The organism is Streptococcus merionis DSM 19192, from assembly GCF_000380085.1.
In the GTDB taxonomy this organism is placed as follows: domain Bacteria; phylum Bacillota; class Bacilli; order Lactobacillales; family Streptococcaceae; genus Streptococcus; species Streptococcus merionis.
On record NZ_KB904545.1, the window covers coordinates 12,711 to 33,222 of the forward strand.

The 20,512-nt window shown below is 38.1% G+C and carries 16 protein-coding genes and 3 tRNA genes; 5 read left to right on the top strand and 14 right to left on the bottom strand.

Annotation, left to right across the window (positions count from 1 at the left end; translation table 11 throughout):
* Positions 1–399: 399 nt before the first annotated feature.
* From A3I5_RS0105175 to rlmH, 7 genes are all read right to left on the bottom strand, one after another.
* The gene (locus A3I5_RS0105175) at positions 400–789 is read right to left on the bottom strand and encodes a helix-turn-helix domain-containing protein (RefSeq protein ID WP_018373563.1); all 390 of its coding nucleotides are present in this window, start codon (positions 787–789) and stop codon (positions 400–402) included.
* 131 nt (positions 790–920) lie between these two features.
* Positions 921–1,118, bottom strand: coding sequence for a DUF951 domain-containing protein (locus A3I5_RS0105180; RefSeq protein ID WP_018373564.1), 198 nt, complete (start codon positions 1,116–1,118; stop codon positions 921–923).
* Between the two features lie 77 nt (positions 1,119–1,195).
* Positions 1,196–2,332 (bottom strand): DNA polymerase III subunit beta, encoded by a 1,137-nt coding sequence (dnaN, locus tag A3I5_RS0105185; protein WP_018373565.1) that lies wholly within the window; start codon positions 2,330–2,332, stop codon positions 1,196–1,198.
* Positions 2,333–2,482: 150 nt separating this feature from the next.
* A complete protein-coding gene (gene dnaA / locus A3I5_RS0105190) occupies positions 2,483–3,862 on the bottom strand; it encodes a chromosomal replication initiator protein DnaA (RefSeq protein WP_018373566.1) in 1,380 nt (459 codons plus the stop codon).
* 205 nt (positions 3,863–4,067) lie between these two features.
* Positions 4,068–4,832, bottom strand: coding sequence for a ParB/RepB/Spo0J family partition protein (locus A3I5_RS0105195; RefSeq protein ID WP_018373567.1), 765 nt, complete (start codon positions 4,830–4,832; stop codon positions 4,068–4,070).
* A 75-nt stretch (positions 4,833–4,907) separates the two neighbouring features.
* A complete protein-coding gene (locus A3I5_RS0105200) occupies positions 4,908–6,122 on the bottom strand; it encodes a S1C family serine protease (RefSeq protein WP_018373568.1) in 1,215 nt (404 codons plus the stop codon).
* 77 nt (positions 6,123–6,199) lie between these two features.
* Complete coding sequence (gene rlmH / locus A3I5_RS0105205; RefSeq protein ID WP_018373569.1) at positions 6,200–6,679, bottom strand: 23S rRNA (pseudouridine(1915)-N(3))-methyltransferase RlmH; 480 nt, start codon at positions 6,677–6,679, stop codon at positions 6,200–6,202.
* A 77-nt stretch (positions 6,680–6,756) separates the two neighbouring features.
* Here rlmH and A3I5_RS0105210 point away from each other — a divergent pair, with 77 nt between their 5' ends.
* Entirely contained in the window at positions 6,757–7,437 is a 681-nt protein-coding gene (locus A3I5_RS0105210) for a YoaK family protein (protein ID WP_026216943.1), read from the top strand.
* 370 nt (positions 7,438–7,807) lie between these two features.
* Here A3I5_RS0105210 and A3I5_RS0105220 read toward each other — a convergent pair.
* The 5 genes from A3I5_RS0105220 to A3I5_RS0105240 all read right to left on the bottom strand — a co-directional run bounded on the left by A3I5_RS0105220 (position 7,808) and on the right by A3I5_RS0105240 (position 12,936).
* Positions 7,808–7,881: transfer RNA gene (locus tag A3I5_RS0105220), tRNA-Arg, on the bottom strand.
* 199 nt (positions 7,882–8,080) lie between these two features.
* Positions 8,081–8,153, bottom strand: a tRNA-Asn gene (locus tag A3I5_RS0105225).
* An 11-nt stretch (positions 8,154–8,164) separates the two neighbouring features.
* A tRNA-Glu gene (locus tag A3I5_RS0105230) sits at positions 8,165–8,236 on the bottom strand.
* A gap of 266 nt (positions 8,237–8,502) precedes the next feature.
* Positions 8,503–11,109: a YfhO family protein gene (locus A3I5_RS0105235; RefSeq protein WP_018373572.1), complete on the bottom strand. Its 2,607-nt coding sequence runs from the start codon at positions 11,107–11,109 to the stop codon at positions 8,503–8,505.
* Positions 11,110–11,313: 204 nt separating this feature from the next.
* The gene (locus A3I5_RS0105240; RefSeq protein WP_018373573.1) at positions 11,314–12,936 is read right to left on the bottom strand and encodes an ABC-F family ATP-binding cassette domain-containing protein; all 1,623 of its coding nucleotides are present in this window, start codon (positions 12,934–12,936) and stop codon (positions 11,314–11,316) included.
* A 134-nt stretch (positions 12,937–13,070) separates the two neighbouring features.
* Between A3I5_RS0105240 and trpS the strand changes: the two genes are divergently transcribed.
* Positions 13,071–14,096, top strand: coding sequence for a tryptophan--tRNA ligase (gene trpS, locus A3I5_RS0105245; protein ID WP_018373574.1), 1,026 nt, complete (start codon positions 13,071–13,073; stop codon positions 14,094–14,096).
* Between the two features lie 304 nt (positions 14,097–14,400).
* Positions 14,401–15,882 (top strand): IMP dehydrogenase, encoded by a 1,482-nt coding sequence (gene guaB, locus A3I5_RS0105250; RefSeq protein WP_018373575.1) that lies wholly within the window; start codon positions 14,401–14,403, stop codon positions 15,880–15,882.
* A gap of 316 nt (positions 15,883–16,198) precedes the next feature.
* Here the strand turns inward: guaB and recF are convergent, their stop codons facing one another.
* Positions 16,199–17,290: a DNA replication/repair protein RecF gene (gene recF / locus A3I5_RS0105255; RefSeq protein ID WP_018373576.1), complete on the bottom strand. Its 1,092-nt coding sequence runs from the start codon at positions 17,288–17,290 to the stop codon at positions 16,199–16,201.
* Between the two features lie 2 nt (positions 17,291–17,292).
* Positions 17,293–17,655 (bottom strand): S4 domain-containing protein YaaA, encoded by a 363-nt coding sequence (gene yaaA, locus A3I5_RS0105260; protein ID WP_018373577.1) that lies wholly within the window; start codon positions 17,653–17,655, stop codon positions 17,293–17,295.
* Positions 17,656–17,935: 280 nt separating this feature from the next.
* On the opposite strand from yaaA, the gene yfmF reads away from it, so the two are divergent.
* Together yfmF and yfmH are read left to right on the top strand one after the other, a co-directional pair.
* Positions 17,936–19,180, top strand: coding sequence for an EF-P 5-aminopentanol modification-associated protein YfmF (yfmF, locus tag A3I5_RS0105265; protein WP_018373578.1), 1,245 nt, complete (start codon positions 17,936–17,938; stop codon positions 19,178–19,180).
* Entirely contained in the window at positions 19,177–20,466 is a 1,290-nt protein-coding gene (yfmH, locus tag A3I5_RS0105270; protein ID WP_018373579.1) for an EF-P 5-aminopentanol modification-associated protein YfmH, read from the top strand. Before yfmF ends, yfmH begins: the two co-directional genes overlap by 4 nt.
* Positions 20,467–20,512: the final 46 nt, after the last annotated feature.

Sequence of the window (20,512 nt, forward strand, 5' to 3'; positions counted from 1 at the left end):
ATAACACTTAAGCAAGTACAGACATGTCCTGTCAGATTTGTAAACTCTGTGTAAACCCCAATGATTTCCGATATGTCCTAATTGCCAAGGTAAAAATTTAAATAGATTTCTGATTAAAACTGCGAAGAAGACTATTTTCTGATAACGCACCACCAATCCAAACTTCCTTTTTCCAAAAGGTCTTCCATAAAAATCCATATAAGTAAATCCAAAAATAATGGGTAAGACAGGGATGAAACTAGCAATCAACTGTAATTAGAACATGCTAAATTCTGGAATTTTTCCTAAAAATATAAAGTGAGGACCAATAAACATAGAAGATAGACTACAATCAATAGATAATCTAAAAACGGCCTTTATTCTAACGGAAATTAGATGTTTTGTCATCATTCTTCCCTACTATACAAACAATTTGATAATGCTGTATATAAAATGAGACAAGCCCCACAGTAAAATCAAGAGTAATGGCCAAAACCGAGCAACAAAATCATAAAAATTGGTCATTTTCTGAACACGGTGTTTTTCATACTCCCCAGTATTTGGATTGTAGATAAAATGATCAAAATGAGTTTGATTTTCTTCTGTTATTTTATGCTCCAAAACCAGATCATCCAAACTGACTTCAAAAATAGCCGCTAGCTTAACTGTGTTATCCAAGTCAGGATTAGCTTCGCCTTTTTCCCACTTCGAAATAGCCTGACGGGAGATAAAAAGTTGCTCTGCTAGCTCTTCCTGAGTCATGCCTCTTTCCATGCGGTATTTTTTAATTTGTTTTGAAATAGCTAACATATTTTCCCCTCCTTTCAGCTTTATCCTAGTCAATTTTTTCTTTTTTTGCTAGCAACACTCCATTGAAATCCTGTAAAACCTTGTCAATTAGAGGTTACATTTAGGGCTAAAAGCTTAATTTGTTCGGCTTTTTACGGTTGCACAACCTTTTTCATCTTCTTCTCAAACTCATATCGGCTCATCATGACAATATGGTCACAATTGGTGCATTTGATTTTGATATCAGCGCCAAGTCTGGTAATTTCCCAACAATTGGCTTTCTTACCTGTTGATTTGATGGTACAGGCGTGGGGCTTTTTCATTTCAACAAGAGTACCTAATACGTACATGGTTTATCCTCCATTACAGCAAAAAGAGGCTGAGACAAGTAACCACAATGGCTATCTGTCTCACTCTCCTAAGTTCTTTAATTAGTGCGAACTGGTGTGATTAGCTGGATAAATTCTTCCTGATCTTCTGAAGGTACCAAAGTGAATGGACGAACAGCTGAGATAAAGGAAACAGTTACCTGCTCACTGTCCATAGCTTTTAAGGCATCAATCAAATAAGTAGGATTAAAGCTAATGGTCAAATCTTCACCTGATAAGTTAACTACTTCAAGCTCTTCATGCACTTGACCGACTTCTGGAGAATTAACGTGAGCACTCACCAAACCTGATGCGACTTCCAGTTTTACAGTACCATTTTGCGTTGCGTTAGACAAAATACGAGCACGTTCCATCGCTGAACGCAGACGATCACGGTCAAAAATAATCACAGTATTAAAATCTATTGGAATCAGACGATCCGTATCTGGGTAATTTCCTTCAAGAAGACGTGTGTAGAAGCTAATATTTTCACTTCTAAAGAGGATTTGGTTGTTGGAGAAGAATATCTCGATTGTTTCAATATCGTCTGTAAAAACAGCTGAGAATTCGCGTAGAGAACGACTTGGAATAACAACGTCAAAATTATCGGATTTTTTCTCCAAAGAAAGTTTACGCTGACTGAGACGATGAGAATCTGTAGCCACAGTCTTGAGAAACTGATTGTCTGAAAGCACCAAATGAACACCCGTCAAAATAGGGCGACTTTCTTGCAAGCTCGCTGCAAAGGCTGTTTCGTTAATAACGTCTTTAAGCACTTTGGTTTCAAGTATCAATGGATTTTCTGTTTGCATATCCTGCAAGCGAGGATATTGCTCAGAATCTTTACCTTTAAGAGTAATTTCAGATTTGCCACTGGTTAAAACAATTTGGTTTTTTTCAATTTCTTTAAAATCCAAAGTCACATCAGGAAGGCTTGAAACAACATTGATAAAGAAAGTTGCTTCAAGCAAAATCGATCCTGTGTCAGTAATTAACAGACCAGCATTTTCTTCTTTTGAGGTAATAAAATTTTCAATCGAAATTTGACCATTAGATCCTGTCAATGTTATGCCTTCTTGCGTGACATCAATTTTAACAGTAGATAAGATAGGTATTGCATTTTTATGGCTAATAGCACGTTTAGTCGTATTTAAAGTTTGTAGGAAATAAGTTTTGTTAATGGAAAAGTGAATCATTCAGAAAACTCCTTTTATTATTATAGATCATTAAGTTTAGTAGAAGTAGTAGGCTCTGTGGAAAGAGTGGAAAAATAGTTGTAAGCTAGTACCCATAAGATTTAAAACTTGTTCACAACCTGTGGATCAGTTAGATTTTTATACACAAACCTATCTGATTTTTCCACGAATCGTTTGAAGTTCGATTGCTAAATTATCATCTTTGGCCAGAGCGCTTTTGATTTTATTGTAGGCATGGAGAACAGTTGAATGGTCTCGATTACCAAACTCCTTGCCAATTTTGGGTAGCGAGTTATCCGTTAACTCACGCGCCAGATACATGGCCACTTGTCTGGCTTGGACAATATTTTGCACTCGCTTTGTCCCCTTAATCTCTTTAACGCTGACACCGTAGAATTGACCAACTTCATGCTGAATTTTATCAATTGGAATAACGGTCATACTAGCAGGTGTCTGTGTTCGTGATCGAAGAGCTTCAACAGCCAAGTCAACGGTGATGGTATCAACTTGTTTGACATTAGCAACAAGACTGATATTCTTGAGTGCGCCTTCTAGTTCGCGAACATTGGAATTGAAGTGATTGGCCAAATATTCAATGGTTTCTTGTTTGAAAGTTAGATGACTATATTCTTGAATTTTTTGATTCAAAATAGCAACCCGAGTTTCAAAATCAGGTGGTGTAATGTCAACAGGAAGTCCCCAGTTGAAGCGCGTGACCAAACGTTCTTCCAGTCCATCCAACTGACTTGGTGTGCGATCGCTAGTCAGAACTATTTGCTTTTTATTGTCGTAGAGGGCATTGAAAGTATTAAAAAATTCTTCCTGAGTTGATTTTTTTTGGGCTAGAGATTGGATATCATCAATGAGTAGGACATCTAGATTACGGAATTTTTCCTTGAGTTCGTCCATGGAGTTCAGACGAATATGGGAAATATATTCATTGATAAAATTATCTGTGGTGATGTATCTAATCCGAGCTCTTGGGTTGTCTGCAAGAACCTTGTTGCCGATAGCGTTTAAGAGATGGGTTTTTCCAAGACCTGAGCCTCCCCAGATAAAGAGAGGGTTATAAGCAGTACCTGGCGATTCAGAAACTGCTGAGGCTGCAGCAAAGGCCCAACGATTACCTTCACCTTGGACAAAATTATCAAAGGTATATTTAGGATTAACATCAGGCTTATCTTGAATTTGATGACTTTCTTTTAGCTGAGTTTCAGCATCCTGTGGATAAGTCATATCTCGCTTCGGTTCTTCAAGACTTTGCGCTATTTGAGGAGTAGCTTGATCTGAAAAAACATAAGCAACTTTCATCTCAAATTCAAAGATTTCAAAACCAGCTTGTATCAGCATCGGTTGAAGGCTGGTATCCCAGAAAAGTTGTTTCAAAGGCAAATCAAGCTGGATTGTAGCTGTTTCATTTTCGACTTTTACGAGTCTTGCTTGAGATACATAATAGTCGTAGGTAGCTTGCTTTAAAAATTTTTGGGCCAGTTCCTGGACACGTTGCCAAAACTGTTCTTCTTGCACCACCTTTTCCTCCTTGCTTCTTAAGTCATGTCTTCTCATTTTATCATATTTTGCTAGAGTTTTCCACAACTTGTTGATAAATGTCCACAATATGGAAAAAAGTTTTCCACAACTTGTGAATAAGTCAATGGAAAACACTTTTTATCGTTTTTAAAAGAGGATTAACTTGTGGATAAATCTGAGAATAGATTTTTAAGAATACACAGGTTTATTTGAACATGTGCATAAGTCGTTCGAATTCCTCAAGGGATGAAAATTGAATTTTAATAGAGCCACTACCCTTTTTTTCTGAAATAGTCACTTTTGTCCCTAGTTGTTGGCTGAGTTTCTTTGCTGCATTTTGAGAAAAAAGATCAGTGGTTTTACGATTTTCTTTTGATTGGGGAGGTTGAAGAAGCTGTTCTAGCTTTCGTACGCTAATATTTTGGTTGATAATTTTTTCCAGCCACTGCTCTTGACTGATCGAATCTTCTAAGGAAAGCAAGGTTCTAGCATGAGCTTGAGAGATTTGCCCCTTTTCAACAGCATCTAAAACAGTGTCAGAAAGGTTAAGTAGCCTAACACTGTTACTGATATAAGGACGTGATTTACCCACGGTTTGAGCGATGACTTCATGGGTATTTCCCTTGTCCATCAATCGTTTGTAAGCACGCGCTTCTTCAATAGGGTTAAGGTCATGACGCTGCAGATTTTCAATGATAGCCTGAGTCATCATGTCATGGTCTGACAGTTCCTTGATGATAGCAGGAACTTTTTCTAAACCTGCCAACTGACTAGCACGTAAACGTCTTTCCCCAGCCATGAGTTCATAGCCAACAATGGCTGATTTACGGACAATTAAGGGTTGAATAATCCCATTTTCACGAATCGACTGAGCTAGCTCACTTAACTTTTCTGGTTCAAAATGCTGACGTGGCTGATAGGGATTGGTTTGAATATCTTTAATGTTTATGATTGCAAATGTTTCATTCATAGCTCTATCATAATATATTTTGCGTGTAAAGTAAATCTCCCAGTGAATACAATCACTTGGGAGATTAGGTTGACATTATTGTAAATCGTCTGTTGAGCTGCTCAATTGAATATCTGTTGTTTGTTCTTTTCCATCTCGATAGAAAGTCACTGTAATAGTGTCTCCAATGTTCTTAGAATAAAGGGCACTTTGCAAATCACTGCTTGATTCAATCGTTTTGCCATCAATTTTAGTGATGATATCGTAAGCTTTAAGACGACCGTCAGCAGAAAGACCAGAGTGAACAGAAACAACAACGATACCAGCAGTTAAGTCTTTAGGGACATTTAGACGTGCAATATCTGTAGCAGATAAGTTACTGAGGCTGGCCATTTGGATGCCTAAAGCAGGGCGTTCAACCTTACCATTTTTTTCTAATTGCGCTATGATAGCAACAGCATCGTTTGCTGGAATGGCAAATCCCATACCTTCAACGGAAACACTGGAAGAAAGTGATGCTGAGCTAGATGTAATCTTACTTGAAGTGATACCGATGACTTGACCTTGGATGTTAATCAGTGGTCCACCTGAATTACCAGGGTTGATGGCAGCATCTGTTTGGATAGCATTAGTTGAGATAGTTTGACCATCTTCAGCTTTGGATGTGACAGTTCGGCTAAGACTAGACACGATACCTTGGGTGACTGAGTTAGCATATTCGGTTCCTAGTGGGCTACCGATAGCGATCGCTACTTCACCTACATTAAGGCTGTCAGAGTTTCCAAATTCAGCAACAGTAGTGACTACAGAAGCGTCAATTTTAACGACAGAAATATCAGAATAGGTGTCTGATCCAACTAGAGTTCCTTTTACAGTGTTACCATCAGCTAATTTGATTTCAATTTGTTCAGCGCCAGCAACGACGTGAGTATTGGTAACTAGGTAAGCAGAGTTCCCTTCTTTTTTGTAAATAACACCAGATCCCTCACCAGCAACAGCTAATTCACCACTATTGTTATTATCACCAAAAATACTGTAAGGATTCCTTGAATTGTTATTAGAGGTTTGATAATTGATGACAGAAACAACGGCATTTTTTACCTTATCAACAGCTTCTGAGACAGAGGTTGTATTGTTATAGGTGACATTACTAGTTGTAGTTCCATTCTTTGTTGATGTAGTTGTTGTGCTGTTAGTAACCGCAGAGGAATTTCCAAATTTTTGCATGGTTACTACGCCTAAAGTACCACCGATAAATCCTACAAGTAGAATCAATAAAATATGTAATAATTTTTTCATACTATTTTTCATAATAATAACTCCATTTCCACTTAATTTCAAACTTTTGACGAAATTATATAGCTAGCACCTTAAGAAAAACTTAAAAATTATTTGTGATATGGACTTCCCTGCTGAATCATGAAGCTTCGATAAATTTGCTCGATTAGGACCAGTTTCATGAGCTGATGAGGAAGGGTCAGTTGGCCAAAGCTCATAAGGAGATTAGCTTGTGACTTGACTTCTGGGGTGAGACCTAGACTACCACCGATGATAAAGGTCAGAGTTGAAAATCCTTGACTCGTTTTCTCATCCATTAAATGACTAAATTGTTCAGAAGGAAATTGTTTACCTTCAATAGCTAGAGCAATAACAAATTCACGCTTATCGATTTTTCCTAAGATGCGTTGGCCTTCTTTGGCTAGAATTTGCTGGTTTTCAGCTTCACTTGCCCGATCAGGAGTCTTCTCATCAGGAAGTTCGATCATCTCTAATTTACAAAAGCGACTGAGGCGTTTGCTATACTCTGCAATGCCGTCTTTGAGGTATTTTTCTTTGATTTTTCCAACAGTTATGATTTTAATTTTCATAGTTTAATTGTAACACAAGTCAACCATTTTCGAAAAAGTATGATAAAATGGTAAAAAAAGTTTCACGGGAAACAAAGATGAAAAGAAAAAAATATCGTCTCTATGAGGGATTTAGAGTAGCAACGCTTTTAACCTTTGTCAGTGGTTACATTGATGCTTATACTTTTCACACACAAGGACAGCGATTTGCTGCGGTTCAGACAGGAAATTTGATTTATTTTGCAATGGCTTTGGCTGAGCAAAATTGGGTACGCGTCTTTGATTACGCCGTTCCGTTACTTGTTTTTAGTTTTGGTCAGTGGTTCAATTATGCCATTCGCAGGCACATTACTGTCTCTAATTTGAGATGGCATGCTTTTGGAAGCCACATGATGTTAATCATTCTCGTTCTTACCGCTTTAACTGCTAATCATTTACCTCCTACTTTGACTATTACTGGTTTGAGTTTTTTTGCATCGATTCAGGTAGATACTTTTAAACGCTTACGCGGAGCTCCCTATGGTAATGTCATGATGACTGGAAATATCAAAAATGCAGCTCATTTATTGTCTAAAGGTTTTCTTGAAAAGAATAGGCAGTTTAAAAAAGAAGGTTTACTGGTTTATGGTGTCATCCTCAGTTTTGTTGTGGGAATTATTATTTCAACCTATGTTACCAGTCATTTTGAAGAATATGCCTTATACCTTGCCATTATACCAGTCTTACTTTTGAATTATTGGTTAATCAATGAAAAAGAGGGACCTCACCCGCAAAAGTAAGGAACCATTGAAGATTAGTATAAAAAAAGATTTTAATGTTAAAAATTCTGCGCCATAAAGTCATTCTCACTGCTAAAATAAAAAAGAAAAGACGAACAATGATTGATTATCAGAAGCAGAAACTCTATCTTTATTTTTAAGGTAAGGTTTTTGTTCTAACCTCGTCTCGTCTGTTAGACTAATAATTTAATTTTGTAAAGAGACTAGGACTTTATACATAATCTTCAAAGATTACATGTTTTTTGGGTGAGGACGAAGCCAACATGGTGGTCTATTCTGGTCTCTTTTTAACTCTATGATTTTAAGTCTGTCTCGCATCTATGAAGTGCAACACAAATAAACCACCCGCATTAACGGGTGGTCATCATTTTGATCCCAGCAGGATTCGAACCTGCGACCGTTCGCTTAGAAGGCGAATGCTCTATCCAGCTGAGCTATGAGACCTCTAGTAACTCTATTCAGTTTAACAAAAAATAGGTTAAGATGTCAAGATAATTGTGAAATTCCTTTGAAGATTGTCACTTCGTGTCTAAAAAATTACTGTGATCTCGTTTTTTACTGACATTTTCCAATCAAAATAAGAATCAAGCAGAGAAAACAAACTAAAAAACGCTGATTAATCAGCGTTTCACCTGTCTACTTACTCCGCCAACAGGGCTCGAACCTGTGACATCATGATTAACAGTCATGCGCTCTACCAACTGAGCTATGGCGGAATAATTTCTTATAGTCCGTACGGGATTCGAACCCGTGTTACCGCCGTGAAAAGGCGGTGTCTTAACCCCTTGACCAACGGACCATTCTAGAGGTGTCTTAACAAGACAAGATTCATTATATCTCAGATTAATAATCATGTCAATACTTTTGCTTAACTTTTTTACTTTTTTCACGTGTTATTTTGATTTTGAAAGTTCTAAAATGAAGTTAGCCTCTTGAGGGTATGAAAAAATATCTCAGACAGTTATTTTACATACATTAAAACCCTGTGAATGCAAAATATTTAACGAGACCCCTCTAAAAATTCTAAATTTTTAGAGGGATCCTACAGTATTTTAAGATAACATGTTACCTTGTAGATGATATCGTGGTTTTCCTAACTCTTTTAGAATAATCATAAATAAAAAATAGAGCTATTCCTACTACAAATGCAATACTGCCTTCTACCAATCCATTTGGAACAAAGGTCAGAACAATTTCCCCTTTTCCTTTAGGAACTGCAATTTTCATTAATCCTTTTTGAAAAGGCTCGATAGGTGTTTTTTTGCCATTGACAGTTGCAGTCCAGCCTTTATCGTAAGGGAGAGTATAAATAATTGAGGTATCCTTCTCTGTGACGTAACTTGTTTTGACCTGGTTTTTTGAAACTTTAGTATGTACATTTTGATGGGTTAAGACTTCACTGGCTGCTAGGAAGTGGTTAATATCCAAAGCTAGTACCTGAAAATCATCAAAGGTTATCTTTTTTTGATTTGGAAAAATCAAGCGCACATCCAGAGTTTGATTAGCAGTAAAAAATCCTAAGTCAAAGAGGGGATGACTGTCGTCAATGGTGTAATTATAAAGCTTTTGATTAACAATAATTTGAATGTCATTATAGTCGTCATTGGTCATTGTTAATCCTGCAAGACTGAGATAAATTTGGCTATCTCTGTCTGTAGTGACTTCAAACTGAGCACTAGCGAAATCTGATTGAAGTTGACTTGAATCTGCGATAATAGCCGGTTGAATAGCTTTCAAATCCAAATTGGAAATAGATACAGGAGTTAAATGATTATAATAAGTCAGATCAAGCCCTGTCAATTTATTGATAACAGCGGTTTGATTGTCAAGACTCAAATCGCTAAGAGGAACATCTTGGTAAGGTTGAGTTGACAAAATACCTAGAGAGGCACTATGGCTATTTTCATGAATCTGCATTTGATGTGATTGCTCCACCATAGTAAATCCATACTTACCAGGCATTGTTTTAGCTAAATTGTACTTAATACCAAAAAGCATATCCATGAGAAGAGTATTGTTTTGATATCGAAGATTGAGATTGGTGCCAGATGATTTAAAGCCTAGTTTGTCTAAAAGTTGGCTTGAAGAACGGTTACGAATTGATGAGAATTGAGAGATACCATTATAATTGAACTTCATACTGTCGTTCCCAGTATGTGTCAACAAACGCTCTGTTCTAAAGAATGTGTCATTTTCAAGCTTTGTGTTGTCAACTAAGTTGACAATATCTGTCAAGTCTTTATTATAACTTTCACGGCTAGGAAAATGCCACTCATTTTCAATCCCTGAAATTTGATAATAAGCATTTAAAGATAATTCAAAGATACTGAAAAAGAGGAGACTGTAAACGAGTTGTTTACTGGCCAATTTTTTACTAAAGAGAGCTATGACACAATAAGTTCCTAAAAACTCAGCTGTCAAAATAAAGTGAATCGGTTCTAAGTATTCATAGTGAGCCCTGTAAACAAAAGTTAGGACAAAGCCTGAAATGACAATCAATGAGGGAATAACAAAGGATTTCCAAGTTAGTAGGTTAAGCCTAGACAAAACTTCTGCTGCCATGAGGATGATAAGGAGAGACCATAGCCACGCGTAACGGTGCAAAAACATATTAGGCGCGTGCATGCCCTGCCAGAGAAGATCCAGTGGCTCCAGATAAAAACTAATCGTCAGAAAACTAATAAGAGTAAGGTAAGCGAGTTTAACTCTTTTCTTAATTCCTTTGATAAAAAAGAATGTCAATGCTAAAATGAGCGGTAACAAACCGACATAAATCATTGGAACAGCGCCAAATTTTGTGGTATCGTAAGATCCGACGAGATTTTTAGCAAATAAATCTAGCCACCAAGAATCATCGGTTTGCAATTGATTAATTTGTGTCAGTGTTTCTCCGTGTGTTTGTAAATCAAGAACAGCTGGCAAAATCATGATTAAGCTAGTGATAGCAGATAATATTGACACAATTGTAAAGTCAAAAAAGGTTTTAATACGCTCCTTAAAATTCCAAGACAACTGAACAATATACCAAAGCGTCAGAAAAATAGCCATCATAAAACCAAAATAGTAATTTTGGATAAAGAGGAGTGTCAGACTTGTGAAATAAAGTCCTCTTCCTTCTTCTTTGATAAATCGGCTCATTCCCCAGATAATTATTGGAGCTATGATGAAAACATCTAGCCACATAGTGATTTCAAGTTGTGAAGTTGAAAAACTCATCAAAGAGAAAGAGGAAGATAAAAGAAGTGTCAATCTGTTGTCAAGTTTACAGTAAATGTGTTGTAAACTTAAAAAAGTTGATAGACCGATCAACCCAAATTTCATAATTGTCATGAAATAAAGAGCATCTGGCATGGTCTCTAAGGTGAAAAAATAGGCTAAAGGAGACAAGAAACTGCCTAAATAATAGCTGCTTAAAGCATAGAAATTGAGTCCTAGGCCGCTAGTAAACGTAAAGAAGATACTACCGTCACCGTGAAGAATATTTCGCAAGGTTGTATGAAAAATAGCATACTGATGGAAACCATCACTGGCTAGAATTGTTCGATCACTCCCAGGGTAGATCCCTTTTAAGGCTAGAAGAGTTATAATGACAGTAACAGGAATAAGGAAAGACAAACTGCAGGCTAAAAATAATTTTCTGTTTTGAATCTTTCTTTTTTGGACACGTTTCATAATGTTATTGTATCAGAAAACTTAGAGAAATGCGAAAAAGGGAGTGATACAGAGGCTGTGATTTCACTGAAATCGACTATCCTTATTCTTTTATTCCTAGGTTCGGGTGTTCCGGATTCATTCTACAAACCCAATAACTACTGTGTCAATCTGTTCAAACTATAAAAGAAACGAGACTGAGTTTTTTTCCTCAGTCTCTTAAGCTTATTGAGTCCAAAGTTCTTGGACTTTTGCTTGAACTTCAGCATTTTCCAAGAATTCGTCGTAAGTCTCATCAATACGGTCGATAACGCCGTTCTTAGAGATAATGATAATATGATTGGCTAAAGTTTGGATAAATTCATGATCGTGGCTGGCAAAGATAATAGACTCTTTGAAAGCCTTGAGCCCATCGTTAAGGCTTGAAATAGATTCCAAGTCCAAGTGATTGGTTGGATCATCCAAAATAAGCACATTAGATTTGAGGAGCATGAGTTTAGAGAGCATCACGCGCACTTTCTCGCCACCTGACAAGACGTTGACAGGCTTGTTAACATCCTCACCAGAAAATAGCATACGTCCGAGGAAACCTCGCAAGAAGGTATTGTCATCTTCACCTTTGCTAGCAAATTGGCGAAGCCAGTCAAGAATAGTTTCATCACTTTCAAAGTCTTTACTATTGTCTTTTGGCAAGTAAGATTGTGACGTTGTCACACCCCACTTGACAGTTCCTTCGTAGTCAATATCTCCAACTAAGGCACGAATAAGGGCTGTTGTCTGAATATCGTTTTGGCCAATCAGAGCTGTTTTGTCACCTGGACGAAGAATAAAGCTGATGTTGTCAATGACTATCTCCCCGTCAATTTTGACAGAGAGATTTTCAACTGTCAAGAGATCATTACCAATCTCGCGCTCTGATTTAAAGTTGATAAATGGATACTTACGGCTTGATGGCACGATTTCTTCTAATTCAATCTTGTCAAGCATCTTTTTACGGGAAGTTGCTTGTTTAGATTTTGAAGCATTAGCTGAGAAGCGAGCCACAAATTCTTGGAGTTGCTTGATTTTTTCTTCAGCTTTGGCATTGCGATCAGCCTGTAAACGTGCTGCCAACTCAGAAGACTCTTTCCAGAAGTCATAGTTACCGACAAAAAGTTTGATTTTACCAAAATCAAGATCAGCCATGTGCGTGCACACTTTGTTCAAGAAGTGACGGTCGTGGGAGACAACGATAACGGTATTTTCAAAGTCAATCAAGAAGTCTTCCAACCAAGAGATGGACTGAATGTCAAGACCGTTGGTCGGCTCGTCAAGAAGCAGGACATCTGGTTGGCCAAAGAGGGCTTTAGCCAAGAGGACTTTAACTTTTTCACCGTTGGTCAATTCGCTCATATTTTGATAGTGAGCATCTTCTGGAATATTGAGGTTTTGTAAAAGTTGTGAGGCTTCGGATTCAGCTTCCCAACCGCCTAATTCTGCAAAGGTGCCTTCTAATTCTGCTGCACGAACCCCATCTTCTTCAGAAAAGTCTTCCTTCATGTAGATAGCATCTTTTTCTTTCATAACATTGTAAAGCTGCTCATTCCCCATGATGACAACATCAATGACACGCTCATCTTCGTAATCAAAATGGTTTTGACGAAGGACTGACAAGCGCTCATCTGGACCGAGAGAAATATGGCCAGTTGTTGGTTCAATATCGCCTGCTAAGATTTTTAAAAAGGTAGATTTACCAGCACCGTTGGCACCGATCAAACCATAGGTATTGCCAGCTGTAAACTTGATGTTGACATCATCGAAAAGTTTACGATCGCTGAAACGAAGTGAAACATCTGAAACTGTAAGCAAAGTGATTCTCCTAAATATTGTAGTCTCTTTATTCTACAGGAAAAGGGGATTTTTTTCAAATAATCCTACCAAGCCTATCGCCAGTTTTAAGAAAAATGGTATAATAGACCTAATTGAAAGAAGGAGCATTTGTTATGACTAAACCTGTCATCCTAACAGGAGACCGCCCGACTGGCAAATTACATCTTGGCCACTATATTGGTAGCCTTAAAAACCGTATTCTTTTACAGAATGAAAATAAGTATGATATGTTTGTCTTTTTAGCTGACCAGCAGGCCTTGACAGACCATGCCAAAGAATCGCAAAGTATTTACGAATCAATTGGTAATGTAGCCCTTGATTATCTGTCCGTCGGTCTTGATCCAGAGCAGGTCACTATTTTTATCCAAAGTCAGATTCCTGAGTTAGCAGAGCTAACGATGTACTACATGAATTTGGTGTCTGTTGCACGTTTGGAACGCAATCCGACAGTTAAGACAGAGATTGGTCAAAAAGGCTTTGGAGAGTCTATCCCGTCAGGTTTTCTAGTCTACCCAGTCTCTCAAGCGGCAGATATTACAGCCTTTAAGGCTAATCTTGTCCCGGTTGGAAATGACCAAAAACCGATGATTGAGCAGACCAGAGAGATTGTTCGCTCTTTTAACTATACTTATCAAACGGATGTTCTGGTTGAGCCAGAAGGTCTGTTTCCAAAGACAGAAACAGAAGGTCGCCTACCAGGGTTAGATGGCAATGCTAAGATGTCCAAGTCTCTTGGTAATGGTATTTACTTATCAGACGATGTTGACACGGTGCAAAAAAAGGTCATGTCTATGTATACGGATCCGAACCATATCCGCGTGGAAGATCCAGGTAAAATCGAAGGAAATATGGTGTTTACTTATTTGGATGTCTTTGGTCGTGAGGAAGATCAGGTAACAATTGCGGAAATGAAAGAACACTATCAACGAGGCGGGCTTGGTGATGTTAAGACCAAGCGCTATCTCTTGGAAATTCTTGAGCGTGAACTGGTTCCTATTCGTAAGCGCCGTTTGGAGTTTGCTAAGGATATGGGGGAAGTTTACAATATGCTGGCAAAAGGTAGCGATAAAGCAAGAAATGTTGCAGCTCAGACCCTTGATGAGGTCAAAACGGCTATGGGTATCAATTATTTTAAATAATACCTGACTAATAGAGAAAGTAAACTATTTCAATTGTGCATTTCTCAAAATTTGGGAGTGGAGAAAAGAACTCCGAAAGTGTCGAGTTGTAAACACAGGTTTGCGCAATAAGTGATTGGTTTTAATAGGTTTTTATAAGTCTATCATCCTTAGGGAGGGAGATGGCAAAATCGATTTGATGAAATTCTGATTTTGTCGTCCTCCCTTTTTCCGTATTTTGGGTTGACAAAAAAATTGATAATGTTATGATATTATCAATCCAAAAATTTTTCATTAGGAAATACTAGAAAAGAGGTTTATTGAAATGTCAAATTGGGAAACAAAGTTCTTGAAAAAAGGGTTTACTTTTGATGATGTCCTACTCATCCCTGCAGAAAGTCATGTCTTACCGAATGAAATTGATTTAAAAACACAGCTCGCTCCTAATTTGACCTTGAATATTCCGATTTTGTCAGCTGCTATGGACACGGTGACTGAGAGTCAAATGGCGATTGCTATGGCTCGTGCAGGTGGTCTTGGGATCATCCACAAAAATATGTCTATCGAAGCGCAGGCAGCTGAAGTGCGCAAGGTAAAACGGTCTGAGAACGGTGTTATCATTGACCCATTTTTTTTAACACCAGACGCGCCAGTTGAAGAGGCTGAAAACTTGATGGCAAGCTACCGTATCTCAGGTGTGCCAATTGTGGAGACGATGGAAAATCGTAAATTGGTTGGTATCATTACGAACCGTGATATGCGTTTTATTTCTGATTATACCCAGCCAATTTCGGCTAATATGACCAAGGAAAACTTGGTTACAGCTCCTATCGGAACAGATTTGGAAACAGCTGAAAAGATTCTCCACAAGCATCGTATCGAAAAGTTACCTTTGGTGGATGATAATGGTCGTTTAGCTGGGCTTATTACCATTAAGGATATTGAAAAAGTCATAGAATTTCCAAATGCGGCGAAAGATGAGTTTGGTCGCCTCTTGGTTGCAGGTGCTGTCGGTGTGACTTCTGACACTTTTGAACGTGCTCAAGCTCTTTTTGAAGCAGGGGCAGATGCTATTGTTATCGATACAGCTCATGGTCATTCTGCAGGAGTTTTACGTAAAATTGCTGAAATTCGTCAAACCTTCCCTGATAAGACACTGATCGCAGGTAATATTGCAACAGGTGAGGGAGCGCGCGCCCTTTATGAAGCCGGTGTAGATGTGGTTAAGGTAGGGATTGGTCCAGGATCTATCTGTACGACTCGTGTTGTTGCAGGTGTCGGTGTTCCTCAGATCACAGCTATTTACGATGCGGCTGATGTGGCACGTGAGTATGGTAAGACGATCATTGCGGATGGTGGGATCAAGTATTCTGGTGATATTGCCAAAGCTTTGGCGGCTGGAGGTCATGCAGTCATGCTGGGTTCAATGTTAGCAGGTACGGATGAAGCGCCAGGCGAGACCGAAATTTTCCAAGGTCGTAAATTCAAAACCTACCGAGGTATGGGCTCCATTGCAGCTATGAAGAAGGGTTCTAGTGACCGCTACTTCCAAGGTTCTGTCAACGAAGCGAATAAACTAGTTCCAGAAGGGATCGAAGGTCGTGTAGCCTATAAAGGCGCTGTTGCTGATATCGTGTTCCAAATGGTTGGAGGTATCCGCTCAGGTATGGGCTATGTTGGTGCGGCAAATATTCAGGATCTGCATGACAATGCGCAGTTTATTGAGATGTCAGGTGCTGGTCTTAAAGAAAGTCATCCACACGATGTCCAAATTACTAATGAGGCACCGAACTATTCAGTTCAATAGCTGTCAACTTACTGTAAATGTAAAAGAGGCTGGAGTTCCTAGCCTCTTTTACATTTTAATGTTTAACAAATAATCACGGTGATTGGGGAGTCTATCGAATTTTTATTGGACTGTTCATTGATACTAAAGCACCTAATGAACTGTGCAGGGGTAAGACTAAGTTGGCATAGCCAACAAGTCTTACTCCTAACCACTGCGTCTTGCAAGGAAATTAGAAAAATAAGCGAAGCTGGAATTACTTTTTATACGTAATCTTCAACGTTATATATTTTTGGGGTGTGGGGAGAAGCCGTCATAGTTGTCTATGCATGCTCCTCTAGTCGGTTGTGATAATTCCTTTATCAATGTGAAATACCTTCAAGGTCTCTGGTAATTGTTTCAGGTGATCTAGTGATGTGGTCGTAATAAAGGTTTGGGTTTTATCTGAGATAGTTTCTAGAAGTTTTAGTTGACGGATGTCGTCAAGTTCACTCATGACATCATCAAGGAGAAGAATAGGGCTTTCTTTCGTCACGGATTCCATCAGATTAATTTCGGCCAGTTTGATGGATAAGACAAGGCTACGGTGTTGTCCTTGACTGCCAAAATGAGCATTCATTCCATTGATAAAAAAGTTCAAGTCATCACGATGAGGGCCAACACCTGTATTTTTTTTGAACAAATCGCGTTTACGTGAATCGTCAAGTGATTTACGGAAATCTTGACGGATAGTGTCAACGTCTTTGAAATCAAATGAAGATTGATAAGACAGGCTCAGTTCTTCTTTTTTACTGGAAATATCATAATGTTTAGCTTGACTAAAGGTTTCAAGTTGCTTTACAAAATCTAGACGCTGTTCAATCACACGAGAACCATATTCGATTAGCTGGTCATCCAAAACAGCTAGAAAATCCAAATCAATCTTTTCAACTTGCTTGAGGTAGGTATTGCGCTGTTTGAGAACATGGTGATAGCTGGCTAATTCAGACAGATAAATGGGTTTCATTTGCCCTAGCTCCATGTCCATGAATTTTCGTCTTAATGCTGGAGCTCCTTTAATCAGCTGTAAATCCTCAGGAGCAAAGAGAACGACATTAAGATGGCCGATATAGTTGGCCAAGCGTGTCTGTTTGAGGTGATTGACCTTGGTCACCCGTCCTTTTTCCGTTAGACTAACTTCAAGAGGAATAGTTCCAGTTTGTTTTACCACTTGGCCTGATAAACTAAATTGATTTTTTGAAAAATAAACTAGATCCTTATCAGAGCGTGTTCGGTGGCTGCGTGTTAATGATAAAAAGTAGATCGCTTCTAAAATATTAGTCTTTCCTTGAGCATTTTGGCCTAGAAAAACATTAAGCCCAGGATGAAAATTGACAGTTTGCTCTTTATAGTTGCGGTAGTTCTGTAAATGAATTGATTTTAACCACATGATTAGGTACCTGGAAATCGGATTGGCGCTTTCTTAACTTCTTTTTGAGTCTTGTTCGCTTTTTTGACTTTCTTATTTAAGTTTTTGACAATAGCTGCGACTCGCTCCTTTTCAGTTTTCTCCTTCTGATACTCAGCGACTTCTTGGACAGAAGGTTTTGCTAGAGTAATACTAATCCCTTGATTTGGCAATTCTACGACATCACCAATCCGAATTTTTTTTCCACGACGCTTTTCATCTTCACCGTTTAAAAGTACGGTCTCTTCTGCAAGAAAGCTCTTAATAGCACCCCCACTTTGGATAATACCTAAATCTTTCAACAAAGCTTGCAGGGTAATGAATTCTTCAAATAATTTATAGTCCATGATTTTCTCCTTAAGGTTCATTATAGCATAAAAAGAGAGACTGTTTGCTCAGGACAAGCGGATGGAGAGATTATTACTTTTTGTCAACGGATTTTCTGTTGCATTTGGATGAAAAGTTGCCATAGTTTTGGTAAATGATGGAAACTAATCAAAAAGCGATAGCAAACATCACCTTTTGAAAATTTCAAGTGTTTAGCGTAGAATCTGCTCAAAAAATCAGCAAAATTAGCCAATAAAGGGTATAATAGGATTTTAGAAAGACATGGAGAGTTGTGTGGTTATGAAATTAGCTGAGGGTGTTCATCTTCATTTTATTGAGACCCAAAAATATAAAACCCAGCGGATTAAGATGCGTTTTTCTGGGCCGTTGGATAAAAAGACTTTGGCTGGCCGTGTGATGACGGCTTATATCTTAGAGTCTGCCAATAAAGTTTATCCAAATGCAAGGCTTTTTCGTCAAAAATTAGCTAGTCTTTATGGAGCAACCTTTGATACGACCATCAGCAAAAAAGGAGCTGTCCATATTCTAGATATTGATATTTCTTACTTAGCGCCGGCTTATATCGGGGGGCAGGATTTGACCTCAGAAATTCTCTCATTTTTAAAAGCAAGCCTTTTTCAGCCACTGACGAAAGCAGACAGTTTTGATGAGAAAATATTTTTGCTTGAGCAAGAGAATCTTGTAAACAATCTGGAAACAGAGACTGAGGATAATTTTTATCAGGCCAATCTCAGAATCAATCAGCTGTTTTACAAGTCAGAAGCATTGCAACTGCCTAGGCAAGCTACTGTAGAGCTTGTCAAAGCAGAGTCACCCCAGTCAACTTTTAGAGCTTTTCAAAGAATGTTGACACAGGATCGTATTGATGTTTTCTTTGTTGGTCAATTTGACACCGTTTCAGTAACATCGGAACTAGAAAATTTTAATTTACAGGATCGTAAATCAAGATTGACATTCTTTATAGATCAAGGTTTTTCGAATATTACCCCTAGACAAATCGAGCAAAAAAAAGCTAACCAATCTATCTTACAACAGGCTTATTATGCACCAGCAGAGTATGGCAGTGAAGACTATTTTAGTTTGATAGTTCTGAATGGTTTGCTGGGCGGCTTTGCTCATTCTAAATTGTTTGTCAACGTTAGAGAAAAAGAAGGGTTGGCATACACAATAGGGAGTCAATTTGACAGTTTGACAGCTTGTTTGAAGGTATATGCTGGGATTGATAGAACGCACTTGAATCGAACAATGAAGTTAGTTCATCACCAACTTTTAGCTATCAAAAAGGGGCAATTTAGTCAAGTTGAATTAGATCAGACTAAATTAGCTTTATCAAATAATGTGAGACTGTCAGAAGATCGACAAGTAAACTTGATTGAACAAGAATATGGCAGTAAGGTCTTGAGTAATGTTGAATTTTCAGTTGACAACTGGTTGACAGGTATTGAAAGAGTTACTAAAGAGTCTGTGCAAAAAATTGCAGCAAGTGTTAAGCTACAGGCGCTTTACTTTATGGAGGGTAGATGATGACTTTGCAAGAAACAAAATACCCTAGATTAGGTGAAACAGCCTATCGTCAAACATTGGAGAATGGCTTAGAGGTTGTTTTGATACCAAAGACTGGATTTCAGGAAACGATTGGACTGATTGCCAGTCGATTTGGTGCGTTAGACCTAGCTTTTAGACCTAAAAACCGTAAGCTCATACGTCAGTTTCCAGCAGGTATTGCCCATTTTTTAGAGCATAAACTATTTGAACTTCCAAATGGCGCAGATGCAATGACTATTTTTGCCCAATTGGGTTCTGAAGTGAATGCCTTTACAGGCTACAATCAAACAGTTTACTATTTTTCGACAGCTAGTCAAGCGCTGAAAGCTCTTGAACTTTTGCAGCAGTTTACAAGTAAATTGAATATTACGGAAGAATCCATAAATCGTGAAAAGGCGATCATCACTCAAGAAATTAATATGTATCAGGATGATCCAGATTATCAGCTATATATGTCTGTTTTGGGGCAACTCTATCCTAACACGGCTTTAGCTCAAGATATCGCAGGTTCAGCTGAGTCTATTGTACAAATCACCTCAAAAGAACTTGTCATGAATTATGATATCTTTTACCAGCCATCCAATATGGTCTTGTTATTGATGGGCGATTTTGACATAGAAGAGGTTGCTACAAGTGTTGAGGCTTTCCAAAATGGGAGACGCCCACGAAAGAAAGTCCCTATTGAAAAGCAAGCAATGTCGTTGCAGCCGGTTCTAACATCATCGAGTATGGAATTTTCTGTTGCAGGACCTAAGTTGGCAGTTGGACTGAGGAGTCAATCAAACTTTACAAACCTGTCAACGTTCAAGTACCGATTATCTATCAAGCTTTTGATGGCTATGATACTTGGGTGGACCTCATCCACCTATCAGGATTGGTACGACAAGGGAAAAATTGATGATTCCTTTCAGATGGAAATTGAAATCACACAGGCCTATCAATTTTTAATTTTAACCATGGATACTTCTGAACCCATGGCAATGTCTAAACGCATTCGTCAGTTATTGCATCAATTTGAAAGCCTTGAAGATTTAAATGAAGCCCATTTGACTTTGGTGAAACAGGAAATGTATGGTGAATTTTTGAAATCACTTAACCATTTGGAAAGTACTGCTATGCAATATGTAAATGCTTGGATTGATGAAGAAGATTTGTTTGAATTCCCAGAGATTTTGGATTCCATTTCTTTAGACGATATTTTAAGTGTTGGTCGTGATTTTATGGCAAAGTCTGAGATGACGGATTTTATCATTTTTCCTCAATGAAATCTCGAAATTTAGTTGGTTTTTTGATAGAATAGTAAGATATATA

What these genes read in the sequence shown, in the direction of transcription:
- A3I5_RS0105200 (WP_018373568.1), bottom strand. Translation starts at nt 6,122, where the DNA reads ATGAAAAATAGTATGAAAAAATTATTACATATTTTATTGATTCTACTT.
- yaaA (WP_018373577.1), bottom strand. Translation starts at nt 17,655, where the DNA reads ATGGACTATAAATTATTTGAAGAATTCATTACCCTGCAAGCTTTGTTG.
- guaB (WP_018373575.1), top strand. Translation starts at nt 14,401, where the DNA reads ATGTCAAATTGGGAAACAAAGTTCTTGAAAAAAGGGTTTACTTTTGAT.
- rlmH (WP_018373569.1), bottom strand. Translation starts at nt 6,679, where the DNA reads ATGAAAATTAAAATCATAACTGTTGGAAAAATCAAAGAAAAATACCTC.
- trpS (WP_018373574.1), top strand. Translation starts at nt 13,071, where the DNA reads ATGACTAAACCTGTCATCCTAACAGGAGACCGCCCGACTGGCAAATTA.
- yfmH (WP_018373579.1), top strand. Translation starts at nt 19,177, where the DNA reads ATGATGACTTTGCAAGAAACAAAATACCCTAGATTAGGTGAAACAGCC.
- A3I5_RS0105180 (WP_018373564.1), bottom strand. Translation starts at nt 1,118, where the DNA reads ATGTACGTATTAGGTACTCTTGTTGAAATGAAAAAGCCCCACGCCTGT.
- recF (WP_018373576.1), bottom strand. Translation starts at nt 17,290, where the DNA reads ATGTGGTTAAAATCAATTCATTTACAGAACTACCGCAACTATAAAGAG.
- dnaN (WP_018373565.1), bottom strand. Translation starts at nt 2,332, where the DNA reads ATGATTCACTTTTCCATTAACAAAACTTATTTCCTACAAACTTTAAAT.
- yfmF (WP_018373578.1), top strand. Translation starts at nt 17,936, where the DNA reads ATGAAATTAGCTGAGGGTGTTCATCTTCATTTTATTGAGACCCAAAAA.
- A3I5_RS0105175 (WP_018373563.1), bottom strand. Translation starts at nt 789, where the DNA reads ATGTTAGCTATTTCAAAACAAATTAAAAAATACCGCATGGAAAGAGGC.
- A3I5_RS0105195 (WP_018373567.1), bottom strand. Translation starts at nt 4,832, where the DNA reads ATGAATGAAACATTTGCAATCATAAACATTAAAGATATTCAAACCAAT.
- A3I5_RS0105235 (WP_018373572.1), bottom strand. Translation starts at nt 11,109, where the DNA reads ATGAAACGTGTCCAAAAAAGAAAGATTCAAAACAGAAAATTATTTTTA.
- A3I5_RS0105210 (WP_026216943.1), top strand. Translation starts at nt 6,757, where the DNA reads ATGAAAAGAAAAAAATATCGTCTCTATGAGGGATTTAGAGTAGCAACG.